We start from the raw sequence: 24,411 nt of genomic DNA, 5'->3' as shown, positions 1-24,411 counted from the left end.
ATGGAAAGACTAACATAAAAAAGGAGAAATATGATGAAAAAATTATGGATAGCGATCGCTTGTAGTTTAGCGCTCGTCGCTTGTTCAAAAGACAAAGAAGTGGTAGAAACACCCGTAATTGAAGAAGAACTGGAAGAAGTAGTAGAAGAAGTTGTGCTCTACGATGCGTTAACGGGAGTGGAAATTGAAGAAGAGAATACGTTCAAGCCAATCGTTGCGACAATCAATAACGATCCGAAAGCTCGTCCGCAAACAGGGGTCGGTGCGGCAGATATTATTTATGAATTTTTAATTGAAGGACAAGGGACGCGTTATGTCGCACTTTACCATTCCGAAATGCCAGAACAAATTGGGCCGATGCGTAGTGCGCGTCACTATTTTTTACCGATTCCACAAGATTTACAAGCCTTTTACGTCGCACATGGTTATAGTCCGTTAGCACGTCAACAGCTCGGACAAGGAGCGATTAAACATGTGAACGGTATGGAACATGACGGATCGTTATTTAAGCGTTCTTCAGACCGTTATGCACCCCACAATTCATACATTACATACGAAGCGATTCAACAAGCAATGGAGATGACGAATACACCACTCGACGAAAAAACATTGCCAGAGTTAACATTTAATGAGGAGCCTGTTGATCGTGGTACAGTCGAAACGATGTCGGTTCGTTACGGTCCGAGTAATTTATTTAAAAGTGAATATACGTTACAAGAAGATGGGACATACATTCGTTCGGTTAACGGGGAAACGTTTATCGAACGTTTAACGGGAGAAGCGGTACGTTACGCGAATGTGATTGTCATCGAAGGAACGTATGACTGGATTGATCAAGAAGGACGTCGTGATTTTGATTTACAACAAGGAGGACGAGGTTTTCTCTTCCAAAATGGAAATGGATTACGGATCGATTGGACATATGATGGCGGCATCATTCGTCCATTTGTAGATGGTGTTGAAATTCCTTATGAAAAAGGGAAAACATTTATCCACGCGATTCCTTCAGACTTATCGTTGGAGAATAGTGTTTCATACGAAGAAAAAGTTGAATGACTATTCATTTTTTGCGATAATTTGAGCACGAGGTGATAGGTATGTGGACAAAAGATTTGCAAGAGCAACAACTTGCAGTAATACGAGGAAAGAAAGCACCGACGATCGTCATTCAAAATGTGACGTATTTACATGCGTTTTTTAAACAGTGGAAAGTCGGAAATATTTGGATTGATGGGGATCGTATCGTGTATGTCGGAACGGAAATGCCGAATATGCTAGAAGGTACGGAAGTGATTGACGGAAGTGAACGGTATGCTGTTCCTGGTTATATTGAACCGCATACCCATCCCGCTCAGTTATACAATATGGAGTCATTTGCAAATTACGCAGCACAGACGGGAACGACAGGGTTTATTTCAGACAATTTATTACTTCATATGCAATTTGATGAAGAAATGAACGAAGCGATGCACGATGAATTACAACGCTTACCTTATGCATTGTATTGGTGGAGTCGACTTGATTCTCAAACGGCTTTACATGATGAAGCACATTATTTTAATCGTGAAAAATTGAAACGTTGGATGGCGCGACCCGATGTTATTATGGGAGGCGAAGTAACCGCTTGGCCCGTGCTATTAAATGGCGATGAACGAATGAGCAATATGGTCGCTTTAGCGAAGCAAAATGGCTTAAAAGTAGAAGGTCATTTGCCAGGAGCGTCAGAGCGCACACTCGCTCAATTAAAATTGCTCGGCATCGATGGCGATCACGAGTCGATGACGTTGGAAGATGTGGAGAAGCGATTGCAACATGGTTATGCCGTGACATTGCGTCACTCGTCTATTCGCCCCGACCTTGCCGACATGTTAAAAGGGGTCATCGCAGAAGGATGGGACGTATGGGATCAATTTATGATGACGACAGACGGTTCATCTCCTCTTTTCCATGAAACTGGAGTGATCAATGACTGTATCCAAGTAGCGATTGATGTTGGGGTAGAGCCAATGCATGCTTACTTAATGGCGTCTTACAATCCCGCGCGTTATTACAATTTAAGCGAGACGCTCGGTGTTATTGCGACCGGTCGTCGTGCGATGATTAACTTACTACAAGACCCACGAAATGCAACGCCGGTAAGTGTTCTATCTGATGGACGATGGATTGTAAAAGACGGAGAAGTTCAACCGATGGACATTGAGATTGACTGGTCGATGCTCGGCACGTTAGAAACGTCTGTAACGTTAACAGAGGATCTACTTACACCGATGACGAATCTCGGGATTTCTTTAGAAAATGACGTCATTACGAAACCGTATGAATCGGAGCTTGATTTAAGTGTGAGCGGTTTAAACTATGAACATGACGAATCATTTTTAACAGTCATTTCGAGAGACGGCAAAATTCGGATGAGTTCTGTTATTAAAGGGTTTGCTGACCACATCGACGGGATTGCGACGTCGTATTCCAATACAGGTGATTTCATCATCATCGGAAAAAACAAGAAGGCGATGATTCGTGCATTCAATGAAGTGTTACGAATGCAAGGTGGCTACGCTCTCGTTGAAGGAGAAGAAGTGGTCGCATCTATTCCGACACCAATTGCCGGTTCTTTACCTAATTTACCAGTGGAACAATTGATTGAAAAAGAACGCCATTTCAAAAACGAAATGCAAAGGCTTGGCTATCGTCTAAACAATTTCGTCTTCACTTTTTTATTTTTACAATCGATGCATCTCCCATTTATTCGCATCACACGTCAAGGGATGATGAATGTTTTGAAACGAGAAGTGCTCGTCCCTGCTCAAAAATAAATCTTTCGCACATTAGTGTGTGAAAGTGTTACAATAGATTTACGGAAGTATCGTTCGATGTAAATCTATGAGCAGAGGTGAACATTTTGCAAATTAATAAAATTAAAGGAAGACAGACAGAGCAACTGTTTGAAGCGATTTTGTCACTTGAAAATTTGGATGACTGTTATCAATTTTTCGATGATTTATGCACGATTAGTGAAGTGCAATCATTAGCACAACGCTTGGATGTCGCATTTATGTTGCAAGACCAAAAGACATATGACTCCATCCAAAAAGAAACGGGAGCGAGCACAGCGACGATTTCACGAGTGCGACGCTGTGTCGATTATGGCTCAGGCGGATACGAAAAAGTTTTGCAAAATATTCGAACATCTAAATAAGCACGATCTAGGACCGACCTGAATGACATTTCAGGTCGGTTTTTTGCTATACTAAATGAATGAATGATATAGAAGAATGGATGATGAACGATGTATGAGAAAAATTGGCGTCATTTATTTAAATTAGACCCAGCCAAACCTTTAGCGGATGATGATTTGGAGAAAATAGCAGAATCAGGAACAGACGCGATTGTCGTAGGAGGAACCGACGGAATTACACTTGAAAATGTGCTCGATTTACTCGCGCGTATTCGACGTTTTTCAGTTCCTGTTATTTTAGAAGTATCTACGATTGAATCTGTCTCGCTCGGATTCGATTTTTATTTTATCCCGACTGTTTTGAACTCGACAAACGTGAAATGGATGAACGGATTACATCACGAAGCGTTAAAAGAATACGGTCATTTAATGAATTGGGATGAAGTGTTGACGGAAGGTTATTGCATTATGAATTTAGATTGTAAAGCAGCGAAGCAAGCGGAAGTTGTTGAGAAACCGACGGAAGATGATGTCATTGCATATGCGCAAATGGCTGAGCATCTTTTCGGGTTACCTGTCTTTTATTTAGAATATAGTGGCACGTACGGAGAGCCAGAAATCGTCAAAGAGGCGGCCTATCAACTCGAAAACACTAAACTCTTTTATGGAGGTGGCATTGATACGGTAGAGCGCGCGAAAGAAATGGCGCAATACGCAGATACGATTATCGTCGGAAATGTCGTCTATACCGACTTAAAAGAAGCGTTACGCACAGTTAAAGCTGTAAAAGAAACTGCAAAGATTGTATAATAGAACAAACGTTCTAAAAGAGGTGGGATAACATTGGATTCAATTACAGCCAATTTATTAAAAGGAATGAATAAAGAGCAACAAGAAGCGGTGCAAGCGACAGAAGGACCGCTTTTAATTATGGCGGGGGCAGGGTCGGGAAAAACTCGTGTGCTAACACATCGTATCGCGTATTTAGTCGTCGAAAAAAGAGTGTACCCTTCCAATATTTTAGCGATTACGTTTACGAATAAAGCGGCGCGCGAAATGCGTGAACGTGTCGACGGTTTACTCGGAGCGGGAACGAGTGAACGCATGTGGGTATCGACATTCCACTCGATGTGTGTGCGTATTTTAAGAAGAGATATTGACCGCATCGGCATTTCAAAAAGCTTTACAATTTTAGACAGTGCGGACCAATTAACGGCAATTCGCAATGTGTTAAAAGAACAAAACTTAGACCCTAAGTTGAATGACCCGCGCGGTTTACTTAGTGCCATCAGCTCTTTGAAAAACGAATGTATCGACGTGAAGCAATATAAAAAGCAGATCGAACATTCAACAGACCCGAGCGAACGACGTGTAGCGGAAGTGTACGAAGGCTATACGAAAATGCTTGAGAAAAACGAGTCTCTCGATTTCGATGATCTCATTATGAAGACGATTCAACTGTTTAAAGAAATGCCTGAAGTGCTTGAATATTATCAAGATCGCTTCCGATATATTCATGTCGATGAGTATCAAGATACGAACGATGCGCAATACGAACTCGTTCAACTGTTAGCAAAAGCGCACCGCAACGTCTGTGTCGTCGGTGACTCAGACCAGTCGATCTATAAATGGCGTGGAGCGAATATCGGCAATATTTTATCGTTCGAAAAAGATTACCCAGAAGCGAAAGTCATTTTATTAGAACAAAACTACCGTTCGACGAAGACGATTTTAGAAGCGGCGAATGACGTCATTCAAAATAACGCAAGCCGTTATGACAAGCAATTGCGAACAGACAATGCAGATGGCGAGCCGATCTATATTTATAAAGCGCGCGATGAAAAACAAGAAGCGCAATTTATCGTTGAAAAAATTATGGAATTGCGCCAAGAAAAAGGATATACATTAGATGATTTTGCGATTTTATATCGAACGAATGCGCAATCGCGAATGATCGAAGAATATTTAGTGAAATCAAATTTAAATTATACCGTTGTCGGTGGAACGAAATTCTACGAGCGGAAAGAAATTAAAGACTTATTAGCGTATTTACGTTTAATTGCGAACAATAATGATGACTTAGCATTAGCGCGAATTATTAACGAGCCGAAACGCGGCATAGGAGCGACTTCATTCGATAAAATGATGAACTTCGCTTTAATGAATGACCGTTCGATTTTCGATGCATTACAAGAAGTCGATTTTATGGGACTTTCAGCGAGAGCAGCTAATGCAGCGCGCACATTTCGTGAAGGAATTCGTCATTTAACAGAGATGCAAGAGTATTTATCGGTATCTGAGCTCGTCGAAGAAGTATTGGAGCGCACAGGCTACCGCGATATGTTGAAAAATGAAAAAACGATTGAAGCGGAAAGTCGTTTAGAAAACATCAATGAATTTTTATCCGTGACAGATGCGTTTGAGAAGCGTGCGATGGATGAAGGGGAAGATAAATCTCTCGTTTCGTTTTTAACTGATTTAGCGCTCATTGCGGACATCGATAGCCTCGATCAAGAAGAGGAACAAGAGAGCGAAAAAATCGTCTTAATGACGATGCACTCAGCGAAAGGGTTAGAATTCCCAGTCGTTTTCGTCATCGGTATGGAAGAAAATATTTTCCCACATATTCGTTCGATGCATGACAATGAAGAGATGGAAGAAGAACGTCGTCTCGCTTATGTCGCGATTACACGTGCGGAAAAAGAGTTGTATTTAACATGTGCATCAAGCCGCATGTTGTTCGGACGTACGAGCTTTAATATGCCGTCACGTTTCATCAGCGAAATCGATGCAGAACGCACGGAAATGTTACATCAAGAAAATGTCGTCGTGCAATCAAATGTATCGTTCGCATCACGTAAACCTGTACAACGTACGACGATTCGCAAACCGGTTTATGAAAAGAGTGGTAGCGAGAAATTAGCGTGGCAAGCGGGAGATCGAGCGAGCCATAAAAAGTGGGGCGTCGGTACAGTCGTCAGTGTCCGCGGTACAGGAGATGATATGGAACTCGATATCGCCTTTCCACAACCGACCGGCATTAAACGATTACTCGCTAAATTTGCACCGATTGAGAAGGAGTCGTGAGCGATATGTTAAATGGAAAAGAACGTATCGAAGAGTTGCGTAATTTGTTAACGCAATATGGTAAAGAGTATTACACCTTAGATAATCCGACTGTGTCAGATTATGAATACGACCAACTCATGCAAGAGTTAATTCAATTAGAAGACCAGCATCCAGAGTATTTTTCTGCGACATCTCCTACGCAAAGAGTAGGAAGCACACCTTTAGAAAAATTTGAAAAAGTGACCCATACGACGCCGATGCTCAGTTTAGGAAATGCTTTTTCGAAAGAAGATGTGCGCGCATTTCATGAACGGGTGACGGAATCTTTACAAATGACACCGACTTACGTTTGTGAGTTAAAAATCGATGGATTAGCGATTTCATTAACGTATGAAAATGGACAGTTTGTAAGAGGAGCGACGCGAGGGGATGGTGTTGTAGGGGAAGATATTACGTCTAACTTACGTACGATTCAAACGATTCCGTTAGCTTTACCGACTGCAGAAACTCTCGAAGTGCGGGGAGAGGCGTACATGCCGATTCAATCATTCGAAAGGTTGAATGAAGCACGTGCGAAGGCAGGAGAAGCATTATTCGCCAATCCGCGAAATGCAGCGGCAGGTTCATTGCGTCAATTGGATCCTAAAATTGCAGCGAGTCGCCATTTAGCGGTGTTCATTTACGCTTTAGGCGAACAAGGAACGTTAGATGGCATCACTTCACATTCAGAGGCGCTCGCACGTTTAGATGAGCTCAATTTCGTGACGAACCGAGAGCGACGTGTATGCGAAACGATTGAAGAAGTAATTGCATATACGGAGTACTGGACAGAACATCGTCATGATTTACCGTATGAAATCGACGGCATTGTCATTAAAGTCGATCCATTTGAAGACCAAGAGCAATTAGGATATACGGCGAAAAGCCCTCGTTGGTCGATCGCTTATAAGTTTCCAGCGGAAGAAGTGACGACGGTTATTCGCGACGTGGAGTTAAGAGTAGGACGTACTGGTGTTGTCACACCGACAGCTATTTTAGACCCTGTACAAGTAGCGGGAACGACGGTGCAACGTGCTACACTTCATAATGAAGATTATATCGTTGAACGCGACATCCGTTTAGGAGATCATGTCGTATTACGAAAAGCAGGAGATATCATCCCTGAAATTGTGAAGCCGATTGAAGAACGTCGAACAGGCGAAGAAATTCCGTTCCGCATGCCTCATGAATGTCCGAGTTGTCAATCTGAACTCGTTCGTTTAGCAGAAGAAGTCGCTCTTCGCTGTGTCAATCCGAGCTGTCCTGCGCAAATGAAAGAATCGATCATTCATTTCGCTTCACGCAACGCGATGAATATTGACGGACTCGGTGAAAAAGTGGCCTATCAATTGTACGACGCTGGACTCGTTCAGAAGTTGAGCGATTTATATACGCTTGAAAAAGAGCGACTTTTGGAATTGGAGCGCATGGGAGAGAAAACGGTAACGAACTTGCTTGATGCTTTAGAACGCTCGAAACAAAACTCATTAGAAAAACTATTATTCGGGCTAGGGATTCGTCATGTCGGAGCGAAAGTCGCTTCTATTTTCGCACAATCGTTCGGCACGATGCGTGCATTGATGGAGGCGACGGAAGAAGAGCTCGTCGCGATTGACGAAATCGGACCGATTGTGGCAAACACAGTCGTTCAATATTTCGCTTTAGAAGAAGTGCAACAATTAATCTCAGATTTAGAACGTTACGGACTGAATATGACATACGACGGACCTGTCGCACAATCGAATAATGAAGAAGCACCGTTGTTCGAGCAAACGGTTGTGTTAACAGGAAAGCTTGAGCAAATGACGCGTAATGAAGCGAAGCAATACGTCGAGCAGCTCGGCGGGAAAGTGACGGGCAGTGTTAGTAAAAACACGACGTTACTTATTGCCGGTGAAGCGGCAGGTTCTAAATTGAAAAGAGCGCAAGAGTTAGAAGTGGAAGTGTGGACGGAAGAACAATTCGTAGAACTTCTGCAGAAAGAAGGGATTGTATGAACAAAAATGTGAAACGGTTATTGGCCGTTTCTAGTATGACTTTGTTGTTAGCGGGATGTATCCCATCGCTTTCTCAAGAAGACTCGCTGACGCAAGAAACAGAAGAGAGTCAAGAAGAAGTCGTCATGATTCCTGAAGTGCAATTGAAAGAAAGTTACTATCGCACATTGTTACCGTTCAAAAAGAGTCCAGTACAAGGGCTCGTCGTCAACAATATTTATACGAAATATGATATGAAAGAAGCGGAAGAAGGATTACTCCGCTTATCTTCTCAATATTACTCGACAGACGACCATTTTTATCAAGAGGGACAATATTTATCAGAGGATACAGTGAAACAATGGTTACAACGCGTCTCAGCGGATGAAAAAGGATTGAATCCAGCGAGTTCAAATACAGGTCGAGACGAACAAAACCCACTCTTTTTAGCGCATATTATGGAGCAAAACTTTTTGAAAAGAACGTCAGACGATAAAGTCGTTGTGGAAGGAATTACGATTGGTCTCGCTCTCAACTCCGTCTACTACAATTTAGAAGGGAAAGAGTTTCCGCTCGGCGATGCTCAAGTGAAAGCAGAGGGTGAAAAAATCGCCAATGAAATTGTGAAACGAATGCGAGAAGAGTTAGAAATTCAAAATTTACCGATCGTCGTCGGCTTATTTAAACAACAGCCGCGCAATGCGATTGTTCCAGGGACGTATTTTGCGGTAGGAAAAGCAGATAAAGGGAAGACGAGCATCGGAAATTGGACAGCGATTCAAGAAGAGTATGTGTTATTGCCAACAGATAATACGGTCGAAAAATATCGCGATGTGAATATGAAATTTAAAAACTTTAAACAAGAAGTGGATGAATATTTCCCGAGCTTTGTGAACGTCGTCGGAAAAGCGTTTTATAAAGATGGTGACATGCAGCAATTGACGATTCGCATGCCGATTCAGTTTTTCGGTACGAGCGAATTGATCGGATTTACTCAACATGTAACCGGTCTCGTTCAAAAGCATTTTTCATCGACGAATGTCGAAGTGAATATTACGTCGACGAATGGGCCGGAAGCTTTAATTGTTAAACCAGCCCAAAGTGATGAGCCATTTGTTCACATTTACGATTATTAAAGTGAAATGGCAACTTTTCACGTTACAAAAACGATGTTATGATAGGTAGAGTACAAGATAGGAGGCGCATTATGTCAAACTTTACAAAAGAAGATGTTCAATACTTTGCAGACTTCGCACGTCTCGCATTAACAGAAGAAGAAAAAGCAGCGTATGCAGAGCAGTTACAACAGTTAGTTGAGTTAACAGCAAAGTTGAAAGATGTTGATACGGAAGGTGTAGCACCGATGACACATCCATTACATCGCGTGAACGTATTACGTGAAGATAAGCCAGCAGACTTATTAGACCGTGAAGAAATGTTGAAAAACGTTCCAGAACATGAAGACGGCATGATTCAAGTACCGAATACATTTTAAACGAGGAGGATCCTTGAAAGATGAGCTTAATGAAAAAATCGGTGATTGAACTTCAATCACTCATTCAAAATAAAGAAGTTTCTGTTAAGGAATTAACGGAAGCGGCACTCGCTCAAACAGAGAGTGTAGAACAAGAAGTACAAGCTTTCATCACAGTGACGAAAGAAGAAGCACTCGCTCGCGCAGAACAGTTAGACAATGCGGATTCAAAAGAAGGCGCATTGTTCGGGATTCCAGCAGGAATTAAAGATAATATCGTAACGAAAGATATTACGACAACTTGTGCAAGCAAAATGTTAGAAAACTTCGTACCTGTTTATGATGCGACAGTCGTTACAAAATTGAACGAAGCGGGTGCAGTATCGCTCGGTAAATTAAACTTAGACGAGTTCGCGATGGGTTCAACGACAGAAACATCAGCGATGAAAGAAACACGCAACCCGTGGAATACAGCGAAAGTTCCAGGTGGTTCTTCAGGTGGTTCTGCAGCGGCAGTAGCGGCGAATGAAGTAGCGTTCGCACTCGGAACAGATACAGGTGGTTCTGTCCGTCAACCTGCAGCTTTTTGTGGAATCGTCGGTATGAAACCAACATACGGTCGTGTATCACGCCTCGGTCTCGTCGCATTCGCTTCGTCATTTGACCAAATCGGTCCGATGACAAAAACAGTCGCAGACAATGCGCTCGTTTTACAAACGATTGCAGGAGAAGACCGTTATGACACGACATCAGCAACTGAAGAAGTGCCGAACTATGTGGCGCAATTAGATGGTAACTTAAAAGGACTCAAAATCGCGATGCCGAAAGAATTTTTCGGAGAAGGTCTCGATCCACAAGTGAAAGAAAAAGTGGAAGAAGCGATTAAACAATTAGAAGCACTCGGCGCAACGGTGGACGAAGTGTCGATTCCGCATGTCGTTTACGGTGCAGAAATGTACGCGGTGATCGCTTATGCGGAAGCTTCATCAAACTTAGCGCGCTATGACGGTATTCATTTCGGTTACCGCTCACCAAATGCGACGAACTTAGACGAAGTGTACACGATGTCACGTGCGGAAGCATTCGGCCCAGAAGTGAAAAAACGTCTCTTATTCGGAACGTATGCTTTAAGTGCTGAACATCACGATCCATTGTACGTACAAGCACAAAAAGTACGTACGCTTATGACGGAAGACGTTCAAAATGTTTTAAAAGACTATGACATCATCGTCGGACCGTCAGCAGCAAGCGTCGCTTATGATTTCAAAGCGCAAGCTGATCCAGCGCGTTCACGCATGGATGATATTTTAGCAACTCCAGCGAACTTAGCAGGAATTCCAGCACTTAGCGTTCCTTGTGGATTTGTTGATGGCTTACCAGTCGGTTTACAATTGATGGGTAAACATTTCGACGAGTTGACATTGTATCAAGTCGCACATGCTTACGAGCAAACGACGAAGTTTTATGAGCAACAACCACAATTAGCAGGAGGTGCGAACGCATGAATTTCGAAACAATTGTAGGACTTGAAGTTCACGTAGAATTAAAAACAGATACGAAAATTTTCTCACCAGCACCTGCACATTTCGGTGCTGAACCGAATACGAACATTAACATTACAGACTTAGCATACCCAGGTGTGCTTCCTGTGTTGAATACGCGTGCGATCGATTACGGAATGAAAGCAGCACTCGCGTTGAACTGTGAAATTTCACGCGAGCAACACTTCGACCGTAAACATTACTTCTACCCAGACAATCCGAAAGCGTACCAAATTACACAAGATGAGCGTCCAATCGGTGTCGGCGGTTATGTCGATATCGAAGTCGACGGTGTGAAAAAGCGCATCCGTCTTCACCATATTCATTTAGAAGAAGACGCAGGTAAATTAACGCACGGACCAGGATACTCTCTCGTAGACTTAAACCGTCAAGGAACACCTTTAATCGAGATTGTAACAGAAGCGGACATTCGCTCAGCAGATGAAGCATATGCGTTTTTAGAAAAGTTAAAAGCAATCATTCAATATACTGGCGTTTCTGACGTACGTATGGAGGAAGGTTCACTTCGTTGTGATGCGAACATTTCAATTCGTCCGTACGGTCAAGAAGGATTCAACACGAAGACAGAATTGAAAAACTTAAACTCATTCAACTTCGTACGTCGTGGAATTGAGCGAGAAGTGCAACGTCAAATTGAAGTCGTAACAGCAGGTGGAGAAATCCAATCTGAAACACGTCGTTACGATGAAGCGACAGGTGAGACGACGCTCATGCGTATTAAAGGTAGCGCAGACGACTACCGTTTCATCAACGATCCAGACTTAGCGGAAGTGCATGTCGATGAAGAGTGGATTGAACGCGTACGCGCAGAAATTCCAGAACTTCCAGACGCTCGTCAACAACGTTACGTAGAAGAATATGACCTTCCAGCATACGATGCGATGGTTTTAACATTGACGAAAGAAATGTCGGATTTCTTCGATGCGACAGTACAAGCAGGAGCTGACCCGAAACTTGCATCAAACTGGTTAATGGGTGATGTTTCAGCATACTTAAATAAAGAACAAATCGAATTACACGATACGAAATTAACACCTGAAAACTTAGCGAGCATGGTAAAATTAATTTCAGACGGTACGATTTCTTCAAAAATCGCGAAAAAAGTATTCCAAGAGCTCGTCACAAATGGTGGAGATGCAAATAAAATTGTGAAGGAAAAAGGAATGATTCAAATTTCTGATCCAGAGCAATTGTTAGCATTCGTTACAGAAGCGCTCGACAATAACGAACAATCTATCATTGACTTTAAAGAAGGTAAAAATCGAGCAGTCGGATTCCTCGTTGGCCAAGTGATGAAATTATCAAAAGGTCAAGCGAACCCACAACTCGTCAACAAGATTTTAATGGAAGAAATTCAAAAACGATAAGACTAAAAGAAACACCCAGTGCGCTGGGTGTTTCTTTCAAATGGAGGAAAATAAAATGACCGTTGAACGTCAATTTTTTGAAAAAGGAATTTCATTACAAACGTATATGGAACAAATGACGGAGAAAAAAGAAGAGAGCGAAAAAATTTATCAAACGTTTCAATTGCCAAAAGCTGTGCATTATTACGAAGCGTTCCGTCCGAAATCTCAAAATGTGTTAGTGATCACGGAAGATTGGTGTGGCGATGCGATGATGAACAATGCGATTTTGCGCCACTTAGGTGAAGTGTACGACCTCGATATGCGCATCGCCTACCGAGATGCAGATACGACGTTAATCGATCGCCATTTAACGAATGGGGGTCGTTCAATTCCGATTTATTTATTGTTAGACGATGAAGGAGAAGTGCTCGGGAAGTGGGGACCACGTGCACAAATGATTCAGCGTGACGTAACAAAGATAATGAGCAACTTACCGGATAAAGAAGCTCCGAATTTTGAAGAAAAACGTTCGGAAGCGATTCAACATTTAACGACTCAATATAAAGAAAACCGTGACTATTGGTTAGCGGTCCATGACGAATTAGTGATGTGGCTTACAAAGGGGTAGGAACATTTTGAAGCGTGGAACGTTATCATTACAGTAAATGACGATGAGAAAGAAGGAAAAATATGAAACGTGCACGATTAATTTACAACCCGACTTCTGGTCGTGAAATCATTCGTAAACATTTAGCTTCAGTTTTGGAAAAGTTAGAACGTGGTGGCTATGAAACGAGCACACATGCGACGACATGTGAAGGTGATGCGAAACATGCGGCAGAATGGGCAGTGGAGCAAGGCTATGATGTCATCATTGCTGCAGGTGGTGATGGGACGTTAAACGAAGTCGTCGCAGGGATCTCTCATTTTGAAAAACGCCCGAAAATCGGCTTAATTCCGACAGGAACGACAAATGATTTCGCGCGAGCTCTTCACATTCCACGAGAAATTGAAGAAGCTGTCGACATTATTGTAGACGGCTATTCACTACCTGTTGATGTCGGTTTAATGAATGGAGAACGCCATTTCATTAATATCGCAGGGGGCGGGAGAATTACGGAACTCACCTACGAAGTCCCGATTAAACTAAAAACAATGCTCGGCCAACTCGCTTATTATTTGAAAGGGATTGAAATGTTACCTTCCATCCATGCGAGTCATGTACATATCGAATACGATGGGGAAGTGTTCGATGAAGAAGCGATGTTATTTTTAGTAGGATTAACGAATTCGATTGGTGGATTTGAAAAGTTAGCACCTGGTGCGAGCATCAACGACGGTAAATTTACCTTGCTCATTTTACGCAAATGTAATATTGCAGAATTCATCCGAGTCGCAACGAATGCTTTACGTGGTGAACATTTAAATGATCCACTCGTCATTCATGCCCGCGCATCTTCTATTAAAATTCATTCAAATGATGAAGTATTGTTGAATTTAGATGGTGAATACGGTGGAAAACTTCCAGCAACATTCGATAATTTAGAACGCCATATTGAAATATTTGCGCCGAGTACCGCACTTGAACAATATACAAAATAAGAAGAACGCCGTTTGAATATCGTCACTCGATGTTCAAACGGTATTTTTTTCATTTCCTGCGCAATAATTCGAGGAAAGAATCGGAGAGAGCTTCTTTCTCGCTACATTCCGTGGTACACTAAATTTAAATTACAACAATTAGGAGCTATACGATGAAAAAAGTACTTACCTTTTTCACCACGTTAATAATTGTCGGCTTATTTATGTATTACCGCATTTATTTTATTCGTCTTAGTGGAAGATTGACTATCAAAAGCACCACGTTCACCTCAAAGTTTGAAGGAGACGTATCAAAAATTAATGACAATGGATTTACAACCGAAACAATTTATTGAAGTAGAAGAAAATCACCTTACTCCTGTTCAAAAAAAGCAAGAAGAATCAATATCAACACCTATTGAACAGCGACCAAAGCGCTCAGAGCCAGAGCGTGAGTCAGTCGAAGAGGATGCGCAACAAAAACAAAAAGAAGTATTAGGTGTTCCGATTATCGAAGGTTAAACGAATTTTGCGGATTGTACGGAGTTGCGAAGAGTATATCCAGATGGTGTTCCGAAAGGGCATCCAGCATATCGAGTAAAATTGGGTCGAGATGATGATGATTGGGCATGTGAAACGAGTAAATAGAGGAGGAACGTACGTGTCATTTGTAGTACATAAAAACGAACAACATATTGTCGACATCGTGGATTTAACGTCAGAAGGTCACGGTGTCGCTAAAATAGAACAATATCCGATTTTCATTCCAGGAGTTCTCGTCGGAGAAAAAGTGGAAATTAAAATTGTGAAAACATTGAAGAAATATGGTTTTGGAAAATTGCTCACGATTCTTGAAGAGAGTCGGGACCGAGTAGAGCCACCTTGTCCGGTATACGACGCATGCGGCGGCTGTCAAATGCAACATTTATCTTATGAGGCTCAACTTCAACAAAAATGGCAAAACGTACGTCAAACATTAGATCGCATTGGACATTTACAACATGTTCCGGTTCATCCTGTGAAAGGAATGAGTGAACCTTGGCGCTACCGCAACAAATCGCAAGTTCCGCTTCAACAACAAGGAGAGCGTGCAATGTGGGGATTTTATCGTCCGCGAACTCACGACGTCGTCGAAACATCGGAATGTCTCATTCAGTCGGCACATGCTGATCGTATTTTGAATGGGATGTTGCCCCATTTGCAACGTTTACAGCTAGAACCATATGACGAACAAACATTAAAAGGAACATTGCGTCACATCGTCGTCCGTGTCGGAGAAGCGACGGGCCAGTTGATGGTTGTTCTCGTGACGAATGTGAAAAAGTTAGCGAAAGAACGAGAAATCGTCGAACAGTTACTCGAAATTGAACCGACTATTACATCGATCGTGCAAAATGTGAATATGAAAAATACGAATGTCATTCTCGGCCACGAATCGACACCGATTTACGGTCCAGCCGTCATTGAAGATGAACTGAATGGCATCACATTCGAAATTTCAGCTAATTCGTTTTATCAAGTGAATCGCAAACAGACGGAAGTATTGTATGATCAAGCACTGCAATATGCAGACTTAACGGGAAAAGAGACAGTCATCGATGCGTATTGTGGCATCGGGACCATCTCCCTTTCTTTAGCGAAACGAGCGAAACATGTATATGGCGTCGAAATTGTCCCTGCTGCGATTGCAGATGCGAAGCGGAATGCGGAGCTAAACGGCATCGAAAACGCAACGTTCTTAGTCGGAAAATCAGAAGAAATCGTCCCAGAATGGTATGCTGAAGGGAAAAAATTTGACGTTCTCGTCGTCGATCCCCCACGCAAAGGCTGCGACGCCCAACTGTTAGAAACGATTCTCACATACAAACCAGAACGCGTCGTCTACGTATCGTGCAACCCCGCTACATTAGCCCGCGACTTAAAAATTTTACACGAAGGCGGCTACAACATAGAAGAAGTGCAACCCGTCGACATGTTCGGACACTCTACTCATATTGAAAATGTAGCGAAACTAACAGTTCGTCCAATGTAATTGTCCGTGTAGATGTTCGTCATTTCGCAACATCGCTTTAGAGAATACGAAAGTCCACGGCATGACGCTGTTAGCTGGAATCTCTAACGTGTATGGAAATTGAGCGGTTGCGATGAGTGTACCGCTAGCTTCGTAATTCATTTTAGGTGCTTCGATAAGTAGTGTGTGATCGGAAGCATTTTGGATAAATGTGTGAACGGCGATTCCCCCGTCTTTTTTGCGAACAGGAAGAATGGGTGAGAACCGTTCATCTGTTTTTGAAGTAGATGTTTCATACGTTTGTTTCCACATGTCTAGGTCAGATTTTGAAAGTTGACGTTCCCACGTCGGATGAAATTGAATTTGCATATGTACACAACCTTTCGATTAAAATGAATATATCTTAGCATACATGAAAAAAGACAAAGTTGATTGTTCAACTTTGTCTTCACGTATTATTTATTGAATTTTTCTTTCACTTTGTTTGAAAGTTCTTCTGTTTTTTCTTTCATTTCATCAGCAGCGTGGCTCGCTTTATCTTTCACATCGCCGAAAGCTTGTTCAGCTTTCCCTTTTAATTGGTCGAGTTTGCCTTTTGCTTCTGTAGATGAATCATTTGTCGCTTTACCAGCAGCTTCTTTCACGTTACCTTTTACTTCGTCTGCTGCGCCTTTTACATGATCTTTATTCATAATATGTAACCTCCAAATGTTTTGTTAGTATATGTTTACCCGAAATAAAAAAGTTCAAACATTTTATTATAATTTAACGTCTAATCATTGCATAAACAGCAAGGAAGGTGATTTTGTTGAAACGTCAGCCATCGATTCAAAGTGAGCGGCGTTATATGACAGGGCTCGATGGATTAAGAGCAATTGCGGTCATTGCCGTATTGTTTTACCATATGAATTTTCCGTGGGCATCCGGAGGATTTTTAGGAGTTACGTTATTTTTCGTTTTGTCGGGTTATTTAATTACAGATTTACTAGTCGTGGAGTGGAAACGAGATCGAACGATTGACTTTAAGCGCTTTTGGCTTCGAAGAGCGAGACGTTTACTTCCAGCGATGTATGTGATGGTCATAGCAGTTACCGCATGGATCACATTATTTGATAGACAATTAGTACATACGTTAAAAGAAGATTTATTATCTGTCTTTTTCTACTTTAGTAATTGGTGGTTTATTTATAAAGATGTATCTTATTTTGAAACTTATGACTCCCCGTCACTCGTGACTCATTTTTGGTCACTCGCGGTGGAAGAGCAGTTTTACATTATGTGGCCTGTTATCATATTCATATTATTTTTCTTATTCCGAAAAAAACAAGTCGTCGGTTTTATTTTATTTTTATTGATGGCTGCATCGACAGTTTGGATGGGTATTTTATATGAGCCAGGAGAAGATCCGACACGGGTCTATTACGGAACGGATACACGTGCATTTTCTTTAATCGTCGGCGCTTTATTAGCGTTCGTTTGGCCGAGCCGCCAATTGTCGGCAGATGTAGGGAAAGGTGCGAAAGCATTATTAGATTTTGTCGGTTTTACGAGTTTAGTTTTAATTATTATTTTAATGAATGCAATCGATCAATTCGATCCGATTTTATACTACGGAGGTATGTTGTTAATTTCGGGATTGATGGCGATTGCAATTGCGGTTGCAGCGCATCCTGCTAGTTTCTTCGGCAAGTTGTTGAGCATCAAGCCATTAGAATGGGTAGGCTTGCGTTCATACGGGATTTATTTATGGCATTATCCGATTATTATGCTCGTCGGTTCGTCTTATTACAATGACGGTACGTGGAGTTGGACAGTGGCATTCCAAATCGCGCTCGTATTACTACTTTCAGATTTATCTTGGAAATTGATCGAAGACCCTATCCGACGTGGACGTTTGAAACAGTGGATAATTGCCATTCGCAAACGTCAAACGACAGTTATGGATGCTTTCATTGCAACGCGACGTCGTTGGCAACCATTATTACTTCTTCTCGTTGTTGCGACATATGGACTTGTCGTCGCTGAACCGTATGTGAAAAGCGCGCAAGTTGAAGAAGAGTTAGAGGCAGCTTTAACTGAGCAATTTGAGCAAGAACAAGCAGCGCGTCTGGAACAGCAAGAGAAAGAGCGAGCGGCGCGTGAACAAGCTGAACAAGAAATTTTAGCAAAATTATACGAAGAACCGATCGTCTTTATCGGAGATTCTGTCGCACTTACTGCGATTCCTTATTTACAAGAGCTATTCCCAGCAGGAGAAATTGATGTGAAGATTGGACGTCAATTCCGTGCAGCTCCTGAAATTATTGAGCAATTGAATGTGCAGGGCAAACTGCATGATTACGTCATTTTCAGTCTCGGAACGAATGGAGTCTTCAATGAGCAGACAGCGACGAGTATGATTGAACAGCTCGGTCCAGAACGCCACATATTTTTCGTGAATACACGTATGCCTGATCATTGGCAAGAGAGAGTGAACGGAACGCTACAAAAAATGGCGAATCAATATGATCACGTTCATTTAATCGATTGGTACAATTTAAGTGCGAACTATGTCGATCATTTTGAACCAGATCTCACTCATTTGAAGCCGAGTGGTGGCCAAAAATATGCAGAAATGATTGCGAAAGCATTGGAAGAACATGCGTTAAATCGCTAAAAGAGAAGCTTCTTGTTATAATATAACGGGAAGCTTCTTTATGTTATAATTTGAACATCATCGAAATACGTAAGGAGAGGCTCATTATGATTCATGTCGTATTCGTCTGTCTCGGTAATATTTGTCGTTCTCCGATGGCAGAAGCGGTATTTCGCCATCTTGTGAAAGAGCGAGGATATGAGAAGAAAATTAAAGTAGATTCAGCTGGAACGAGCAATTGGCATATTAACAAACGCCCGCATATCGGGACACTTGATAAATTAGAAAAATATAACATTTCGTCTGAAAATATGTATGCACGTCAATTTCGTAAAGAAGACGGTAAAGCGTTCGATTATATCGTTGCGATGGACCAAAGCAACTATGACAATATCGTCAGCGTATTAGACCCTGACGACTGTTCGCACGTCTTTAAATTATTAGATTTAACAGAAGTTGAAAATAAAGATGTACCCGACCCATACTATACGGGTGACTTTGAAGAGACGTATCAGCTCGTTTTAGATGGAAGTGAACGTTTACTCGCAAAAATTATTAAAGAACATCAGTTGTAAAAGGAGAAGCTATTGAATATACCGATCATTTATGAAGACAACCATTTACTCGTCGTCGAAAAAGTGCCGAATATTCCGGTTCAAGAAGATGCGAGCGGAGACCGAGATATGTTAACGATTTTAAAAGAAGACTTAAAAGAACGTTACAATAAACCAGGCAATGTGTATTTAGGGCTCGTTCATCGTTTAGATCGCCCGGTCGGAGGAGCGATGGTATTTGCGAAAACATCGAAAGCAGCCTCGCGCTTATCAGACACATTGCGCAAACAAGAAATGGACCGCACATATATCGCAGTCGTCAATGGGCGTGTCAAACAACAAAAAGGGACGCTTGAACATTATTTATGGAAAGATCGTCAAAAAAATGAAGTGTATGCAGTTGGCGCGAAAAAGCGTGATGCGAAAAAAGCAGTGTTGCACTATGAAGTCATCGGTCGTCATGCTGATTACACGATGGTGCGTGTGAAGCTTGAAACAGGACGCTCGCATCAAATACGCGTGCAATTCCAAACGATTGGACATCCTTTATACGGTGATCAAAAGTATGGAGGGCGCTACGTTCAAAAAGGTGAACAAATTGCGCTTTGGTCTTCTTCGTTAACGTTTCCACATCCGACGCAAAAAGAACCGCTCACTTTTGAAGCACCATTACCTAAACATGCGCCTTGGAACTTATTTAACTAAAGATTAACGGAGGCTATTATGACAGAACATCCATTTATTCCAGTAATTATCGGAACGAATATTAACGCTTATACGATGGCTCGTTCTTTTCACGAAGAATATGGAGTGAAGCCGATTATCGTCGGTCGAGCATCGTTGCCATTCACTGAATATAGTACGATTATGCACGCTTATGAATATGAAGCGGACTTACACAATCCAAAAACATTCGTCACTTTTTTAAATATGGTGGCACGTAAATATGCGAGCTTAGAGAAAAAATATATTTTAATTGGTACGGATGATTTATACGTACAGCTCATCATTGAAAATAAAGAAATGTTGCGCGAACATTATTTATTTAATTACATCGATGAAGATTTAATGGAACAAGTGTATATTAAGAAAAATTTCTACAACTTATGTAGAGAACATGATATCGATATTCCATCGACATACTATCATTCATGCGCTTCAGATGAAGAATTTACAGAAGAAGTGATGTTCCCTGTAATTATTAAGCCGAGCGATGGTGTGCAATATTATCGCAATCCATTTGAAGGTTTGCAAAAAATTTATAAAGTGGATTCGTACGAAGAAATTAACGAAGTTATTCGCCTTGTAAAAACAGGTGGTTATCAAGAAGATTTAATTATTCAAGATTTCATCCCTGGGGATGATACATACATGTGGGATTCGGTGTATTATGCGGATCAGGACGGAAAAGGCCAGCTCATCTCATTCGCGCAAGTTGCGTTACAGGAACACGCAATGACAGCTATCGGAAATTATACCGCATTGCTCACACGTTACAATGAACAAATGATGACGAAGCTCGCGCGCTTTTTAGAAGCGATTGGCTATGTTGGCTTTGCGAACTTCGACTTGAAATACGATGAACGCGATGGGAAATTCAAAGTGTTCGAAGTGAATATTCGTCAAGGACGTTCGAGTTATTACGTCAACGCTTGTGGTTACAGCATGGCGAAACTATTCGTCGATGACTTAATTTACCGTGAGAAAAAAGAACTCGCGTACGTGAAAGAACCGATGTTATTTTCAGTCGTTCCGAAATACGTATTACGCAAATACGTACAAGACGAGAAGCTCGTACAAGAGATGAACCGTCTCATCAAGCACGGCAAATACATCGATCCGCTCGATTACAAAGCGGACAATTTATTGAAAAGAAAATGGTATTTATTAATGCGTCAATTAAATTACGTTAAAAAATACCGCAATAGCAGTTGGAAATAGGCTTTTAAAAATATGAAGGAGTGTTCAAAAGAATGCCAGTTTTAGATCGCACGAATGCAGCGGAAGTAGAACGTTATGAAAAGTTTGTAAGGGAGACACCGTACCGTTCTTTAACACAGGACTTATATTGGTCTGAAGTGAAAGACGATTGGGGAAATGAACAAGTGTACGTAGAACGTGACGGTGAAATCGTTGCGGCGATGTCGATTTTAATTAAATCGGTACCAGGAGGATATTCATTGCTTTATGCGCCACGTGGACCGTTATGTGATTTCAATGACATTGAACTCGTTGAAGAGTTGTTGCAGGAAGCGGAAGTTGTAGCGAAAAAGCATAAAGCATTCGCTTTAAAAATGGATCCGGAACAATTGTATACAGAAGAGCTCGATGCGTTATATCGCGACCGAGGTTATGAAGTGACGAACGTAGGCGCAACGAAAGAACAATTAATTCAACCGCGCTTCAATATGATCGTTCATTTAAAAGATGAAGACCCAGATTCACTCATGTTGAAATTCCGTGGACGCACACGCAGTAAAATTCGTCGCGCAGCACGTGAAGGAGTAGAAGTTTCATATGGAATAGATGAACAATATTTAAAAATCTTCTATTCAATTTATGAAGAAATGGGGAAACGTAACCAAATCTCAATCCGTTCTTACGAATACTTCATTAAAATTTTGAAAGCATTCCCGAACGATGCGCGCATTTACGTTGCGAAGCACGAGGAAGACTATTTAGCAGCGGCTGTGACGATTAACTATGAAGGTAAGTTATATTATTTATACGCGGGAAGTTCTAATGAAAAACGCAACATGAACGCAAGTCATTTACTCAATTATGAAATGATGCTTTGGGGAATTGAAGCGGGAGCGGATCAATACGACCTCGGTGGTGTCTTTATTTTAGACGGTGAAAAAGATGGACTCTTTAACTTTAAAAATGGGTTCTGTCAACAAGATGGCGTCACACATTATATAGGGGAAGTCGATAAAGTGTACCGTCCGATGGTGTATAAAATGTTTGTGAAGCTCGTTCCGAAATTACAAGAAATTCGCAAGAGTTTAAGTCTCGGTTAATCGAGCAAGGGGGAAGACGATGATTACTCAATTAATGCAATCGACTCAAAATAAATGGAAATTTGATCAAATGATGCCTGTGCAAGAACAGATGATTCCGCTCATGTTAGAAGGGCGTGACATTATCGCAGAATCGCCTACAGGAACAGGGAAGACACTCGCTTACGTATTACCACTTCTTGAACTCATTCAAAATGTGGAAGGGCGCACGGCTGCTTTAATCGTCACACCGTCACAAGAGCTTTCGATGCAAATTGTGAATGTCATCCGCGATTGGTCCGCAGGGACTTCGATTAAAGTGACACAGCTCATCGGTGGGGCGAATGTGAAAAGACAGATAGAAGCTTTGAAAAAGAAACCGCAAATTGTTGTAGGGACACCAGGGCGTATTAATGAATTAATACGTGATAAGAAATTTAAAATTCATGAAGTATCTTATATCGTGTTAGATGAAGCGGACCAATTGTTGTCACGAGACTATCGCGTCATGGTGAAAAACTTTATCGAACGCGCGCAAAATGACTGTCAAGTAGCGGTTGTATCAGCGACAATTACAGAAGAAATTGAAATTGTGGCGAAGCGCTTTATGAAAGAGCCAGCACGCATTCAAGTAGAAGCGAGTGAAATTATTCAAGGAAGCACGATTACACATTCATACGTGAAGGTGGATGAGCGTGATAAGTTGAAAGTTGTCCGTGGTTTAGCAGCATTACCGAACATGTACGGGCTAGCTTTTATTAACAATGTCGATCAAATTATGATTAAAGAAATGCAACTCAGTTATACGAATACACCGATCGGCATTTTGTACGGAACGATGAGCAAAAAAGACCGTACAGACGTGTTACGTCGTTTCCGAAATGGTGATATTAAAATTTTAATCGCGACCGATCTCGCTGCGCGTGGATTAGATATTGAAGGACTTACGCATGTCATTCATATGAATGTCCCTCATTCTGAAGAACAATACATTCATCGTTCGGGACGTACAGGCCGAGCAGGCGAAGATGGAGAGTCTTTATCGCTCATTTCGTATAAGGAAGAACGCAATTACCGCAAATTGACGAAATCTTATAAGCCAATTCAAAAAGAATGGCAAAATGGTAAACTTCGAGAAAAACAAAAAGAGACAAAACCGAAGTTTCAAAAGAAAAAACGTAAATAAAAATAGCTAGAGAACAGTACAAACGGTACGTCGTTCTCTAGCTATTTTTTAATTTTCGTCCAATTGCGTTAAGATGATCGGTTTATCTTTCGTGACAACGATTGTATGCTCAATTTGAGCGACAGGGGAGCGGTCAGGTGTAATAAATGTCCAGCCGTCTCCTGATTCGATAATTTGGTCTGCAGTATGAGAGATAAAAGGCTCTACCGCTAATACCATGCCATCTTTCATAATCGTTTGATCCCAAGCGTCATAATAGTTTAAAACGTGTTGTGGTTCTTCATGTAGTGATGTTCCGATACCGTGTCCTGTTAAGTTACGAATCACTTTTAGGCCGTTACGTTTCGCCACACTTTCAACAGCTTTTCCGATTTGGTTTAACTTTGAACCAGCTTTCACTTTCGTCATCGCCCAGTTGAACGCTTCTTCTGCTACGTCGCAGAGCTGTTGTTTTTCCGCGTCATCGCCGACGACAAATGAAATACCTGTATCCGCGAAATAGCCACCGTGTGAACCAGAAACATCAATGTTGACGATGTCACCTTCTTTAATCACTTGATCGCTCGGAATACCGTGCGCTACTTCATGGTTCACACTAATGCATGTTTGACCAGGGAAGTCGTATTGATCAATCGGTGCTGAGACAGCATCGTATTTTTTAAATAATTCCTCAGCTAAATTGTCGAGCTCTTTCGTTGTGACGCCTGGTTTTGTCGCGGCTTTCATCTCTTCGCGAATTGTCGCGACAATTTGTCCGATTTTTTTAAGTCCTGCAAGTTGTTCTTCGTTTGTTACGATCAT

The 24,411-nt window shown here is 41.6% G+C and carries 23 protein-coding genes and 1 pseudogene; 21 read left to right on the top strand and 3 right to left on the bottom strand.

What is annotated here, in order from left to right; genetic code table 11:
* Positions 1-33 precede the first annotated feature (33 nt).
* The 15 genes and pseudogenes from ACFQ0V_RS12380 (at position 34) to rlmD (ending at position 16,257) form a co-directional block, all read left to right on the top strand.
* Positions 34-1,056, top strand: coding sequence for a DUF3048 domain-containing protein (locus tag ACFQ0V_RS12380; RefSeq protein WP_381014103.1), 1,023 nt, complete (start codon positions 34-36; stop codon positions 1,054-1,056).
* 41 nt (positions 1,057-1,097) lie between these two features.
* Complete coding sequence (locus ACFQ0V_RS12375) at positions 1,098-2,813, top strand: adenine deaminase C-terminal domain-containing protein (protein WP_381014100.1); 1,716 nt, start codon at positions 1,098-1,100, stop codon at positions 2,811-2,813.
* Between the two features lie 86 nt (positions 2,814-2,899).
* Positions 2,900-3,196 carry a YerC/YecD family TrpR-related protein gene (locus ACFQ0V_RS12370; RefSeq protein ID WP_381014098.1) on the top strand — a complete coding sequence of 99 codons (297 nt, stop codon included), beginning with the start codon at positions 2,900-2,902 and terminating at the stop codon, positions 3,194-3,196.
* Positions 3,197-3,286: 90 nt separating this feature from the next.
* Positions 3,287-3,985 (top strand): heptaprenylglyceryl phosphate synthase, encoded by a 699-nt coding sequence (locus ACFQ0V_RS12365; protein ID WP_381014096.1) that lies wholly within the window; start codon positions 3,287-3,289, stop codon positions 3,983-3,985.
* Between the two features lie 33 nt (positions 3,986-4,018).
* A complete protein-coding gene (gene pcrA / locus ACFQ0V_RS12360) occupies positions 4,019-6,262 on the top strand; it encodes a DNA helicase PcrA (RefSeq protein WP_381014093.1) in 2,244 nt (747 codons plus the stop codon).
* Positions 6,263-6,267: 5 nt separating this feature from the next.
* A complete protein-coding gene (gene ligA, locus ACFQ0V_RS12355; protein ID WP_381014090.1) occupies positions 6,268-8,280 on the top strand; it encodes an NAD-dependent DNA ligase LigA in 2,013 nt (670 codons plus the stop codon).
* On the top strand, positions 8,277-9,395 hold the full coding sequence (locus ACFQ0V_RS12350) for a CamS family sex pheromone protein (RefSeq protein WP_381014087.1): 1,119 nt from the start codon (positions 8,277-8,279) through the stop codon (positions 9,393-9,395). The genes ligA and ACFQ0V_RS12350 overlap by 4 nt, the downstream gene beginning before the upstream one ends.
* 71 nt (positions 9,396-9,466) lie before the next feature.
* The gene (gatC, locus tag ACFQ0V_RS12345; RefSeq protein WP_381014086.1) at positions 9,467-9,754 is read left to right on the top strand and encodes an Asp-tRNA(Asn)/Glu-tRNA(Gln) amidotransferase subunit GatC; all 288 of its coding nucleotides are present in this window, start codon (positions 9,467-9,469) and stop codon (positions 9,752-9,754) included.
* Positions 9,755-9,774: 20 nt separating this feature from the next.
* Positions 9,775-11,238 carry an Asp-tRNA(Asn)/Glu-tRNA(Gln) amidotransferase subunit GatA gene (gene gatA, locus ACFQ0V_RS12340; protein WP_381014084.1) on the top strand — a complete coding sequence of 488 codons (1,464 nt, stop codon included), beginning with the start codon at positions 9,775-9,777 and terminating at the stop codon, positions 11,236-11,238.
* Positions 11,235-12,662, top strand: a complete 1,428-nt coding sequence (gene gatB / locus ACFQ0V_RS12335; RefSeq protein WP_381014081.1) for an Asp-tRNA(Asn)/Glu-tRNA(Gln) amidotransferase subunit GatB — start codon at positions 11,235-11,237, stop codon at positions 12,660-12,662. The genes gatA and gatB overlap by 4 nt, the downstream gene beginning before the upstream one ends.
* Positions 12,663-12,717: 55 nt before the next feature.
* The gene (locus tag ACFQ0V_RS12330) at positions 12,718-13,272 is read left to right on the top strand and encodes a thioredoxin family protein (RefSeq protein WP_381014078.1); all 555 of its coding nucleotides are present in this window, start codon (positions 12,718-12,720) and stop codon (positions 13,270-13,272) included.
* A 62-nt stretch (positions 13,273-13,334) separates the two neighbouring features.
* Positions 13,335-14,246 (top strand): diacylglycerol kinase, encoded by a 912-nt coding sequence (locus tag ACFQ0V_RS12325; RefSeq protein WP_381014075.1) that lies wholly within the window; start codon positions 13,335-13,337, stop codon positions 14,244-14,246.
* 300 nt (positions 14,247-14,546) lie between these two features.
* Positions 14,547-14,747: a hypothetical protein gene (locus tag ACFQ0V_RS12320; RefSeq protein ID WP_381014074.1), complete on the top strand. Its 201-nt coding sequence runs from the start codon at positions 14,547-14,549 to the stop codon at positions 14,745-14,747.
* An 18-nt stretch (positions 14,748-14,765) separates the two neighbouring features.
* Positions 14,766-14,873, top strand: a pseudogene (locus tag ACFQ0V_RS12315) (excalibur calcium-binding domain-containing protein); the annotation flags it as partial.
* A gap of 13 nt (positions 14,874-14,886) precedes the next feature.
* On the top strand, positions 14,887-16,257 hold the full coding sequence (gene rlmD / locus ACFQ0V_RS12310; RefSeq protein ID WP_381014071.1) for a 23S rRNA (uracil(1939)-C(5))-methyltransferase RlmD: 1,371 nt from the start codon (positions 14,887-14,889) through the stop codon (positions 16,255-16,257).
* On the opposite strand, the gene ACFQ0V_RS12305 is transcribed toward rlmD, so the two are convergent.
* Together ACFQ0V_RS12305 and ACFQ0V_RS12300 are read right to left on the bottom strand one after the other, a co-directional pair.
* Entirely contained in the window at positions 16,237-16,605 is a 369-nt protein-coding gene (locus ACFQ0V_RS12305; RefSeq protein ID WP_381014068.1) for an SLAP domain-containing protein, read from the bottom strand. The two genes, rlmD and ACFQ0V_RS12305, sit on opposite strands and share 21 nt — an antisense overlap.
* An 86-nt stretch (positions 16,606-16,691) precedes the next feature.
* Entirely contained in the window at positions 16,692-16,928 is a 237-nt protein-coding gene (locus ACFQ0V_RS12300) for a CsbD family protein (protein ID WP_381014066.1), read from the bottom strand.
* Between the two features lie 116 nt (positions 16,929-17,044).
* On the opposite strand from ACFQ0V_RS12300, the gene ACFQ0V_RS12295 reads away from it, so the two are divergent.
* The 6 genes from ACFQ0V_RS12295 to ACFQ0V_RS12270 all read left to right on the top strand — a co-directional run bounded on the left by ACFQ0V_RS12295 (position 17,045) and on the right by ACFQ0V_RS12270 (position 23,610).
* Entirely contained in the window at positions 17,045-18,892 is a 1,848-nt protein-coding gene (locus tag ACFQ0V_RS12295; protein ID WP_381014064.1) for an acyltransferase family protein, read from the top strand.
* Positions 18,893-18,978: 86 nt separating this feature from the next.
* On the top strand, positions 18,979-19,446 hold the full coding sequence (locus ACFQ0V_RS12290) for a low molecular weight protein-tyrosine-phosphatase (protein ID WP_381014061.1): 468 nt from the start codon (positions 18,979-18,981) through the stop codon (positions 19,444-19,446).
* 12 nt (positions 19,447-19,458) lie between these two features.
* On the top strand, positions 19,459-20,130 hold the full coding sequence (locus ACFQ0V_RS12285; protein WP_381014060.1) for an RluA family pseudouridine synthase: 672 nt from the start codon (positions 19,459-19,461) through the stop codon (positions 20,128-20,130).
* Positions 20,131-20,148: 18 nt separating this feature from the next.
* Positions 20,149-21,366, top strand: coding sequence for a carboxylate--amine ligase (locus ACFQ0V_RS12280; RefSeq protein ID WP_381014057.1), 1,218 nt, complete (start codon positions 20,149-20,151; stop codon positions 21,364-21,366).
* 32 nt (positions 21,367-21,398) lie between these two features.
* Positions 21,399-22,445, top strand: coding sequence for a lipid II:glycine glycyltransferase FemX (locus ACFQ0V_RS12275; RefSeq protein WP_381014055.1), 1,047 nt, complete (start codon positions 21,399-21,401; stop codon positions 22,443-22,445).
* A gap of 19 nt (positions 22,446-22,464) precedes the next feature.
* A complete protein-coding gene (locus ACFQ0V_RS12270; RefSeq protein WP_381014053.1) occupies positions 22,465-23,610 on the top strand; it encodes a DEAD/DEAH box helicase in 1,146 nt (381 codons plus the stop codon).
* Positions 23,611-23,658: 48 nt separating this feature from the next.
* On the opposite strand, the gene map is transcribed toward ACFQ0V_RS12270, so the two are convergent.
* Positions 23,659-24,411 carry a type I methionyl aminopeptidase gene (gene map, locus ACFQ0V_RS12265; protein WP_381014051.1) on the bottom strand — a complete coding sequence of 251 codons (753 nt, stop codon included), beginning with the start codon at positions 24,409-24,411 and terminating at the stop codon, positions 23,659-23,661.

This window comes from Savagea faecisuis (genome assembly GCF_042675605.1).
Taxonomy (GTDB): domain Bacteria; phylum Bacillota; class Bacilli; order Bacillales_A; family Planococcaceae; genus Savagea; species Savagea faecisuis.
This window is presented reverse-complemented; position numbering and strand designations above follow the sequence as displayed.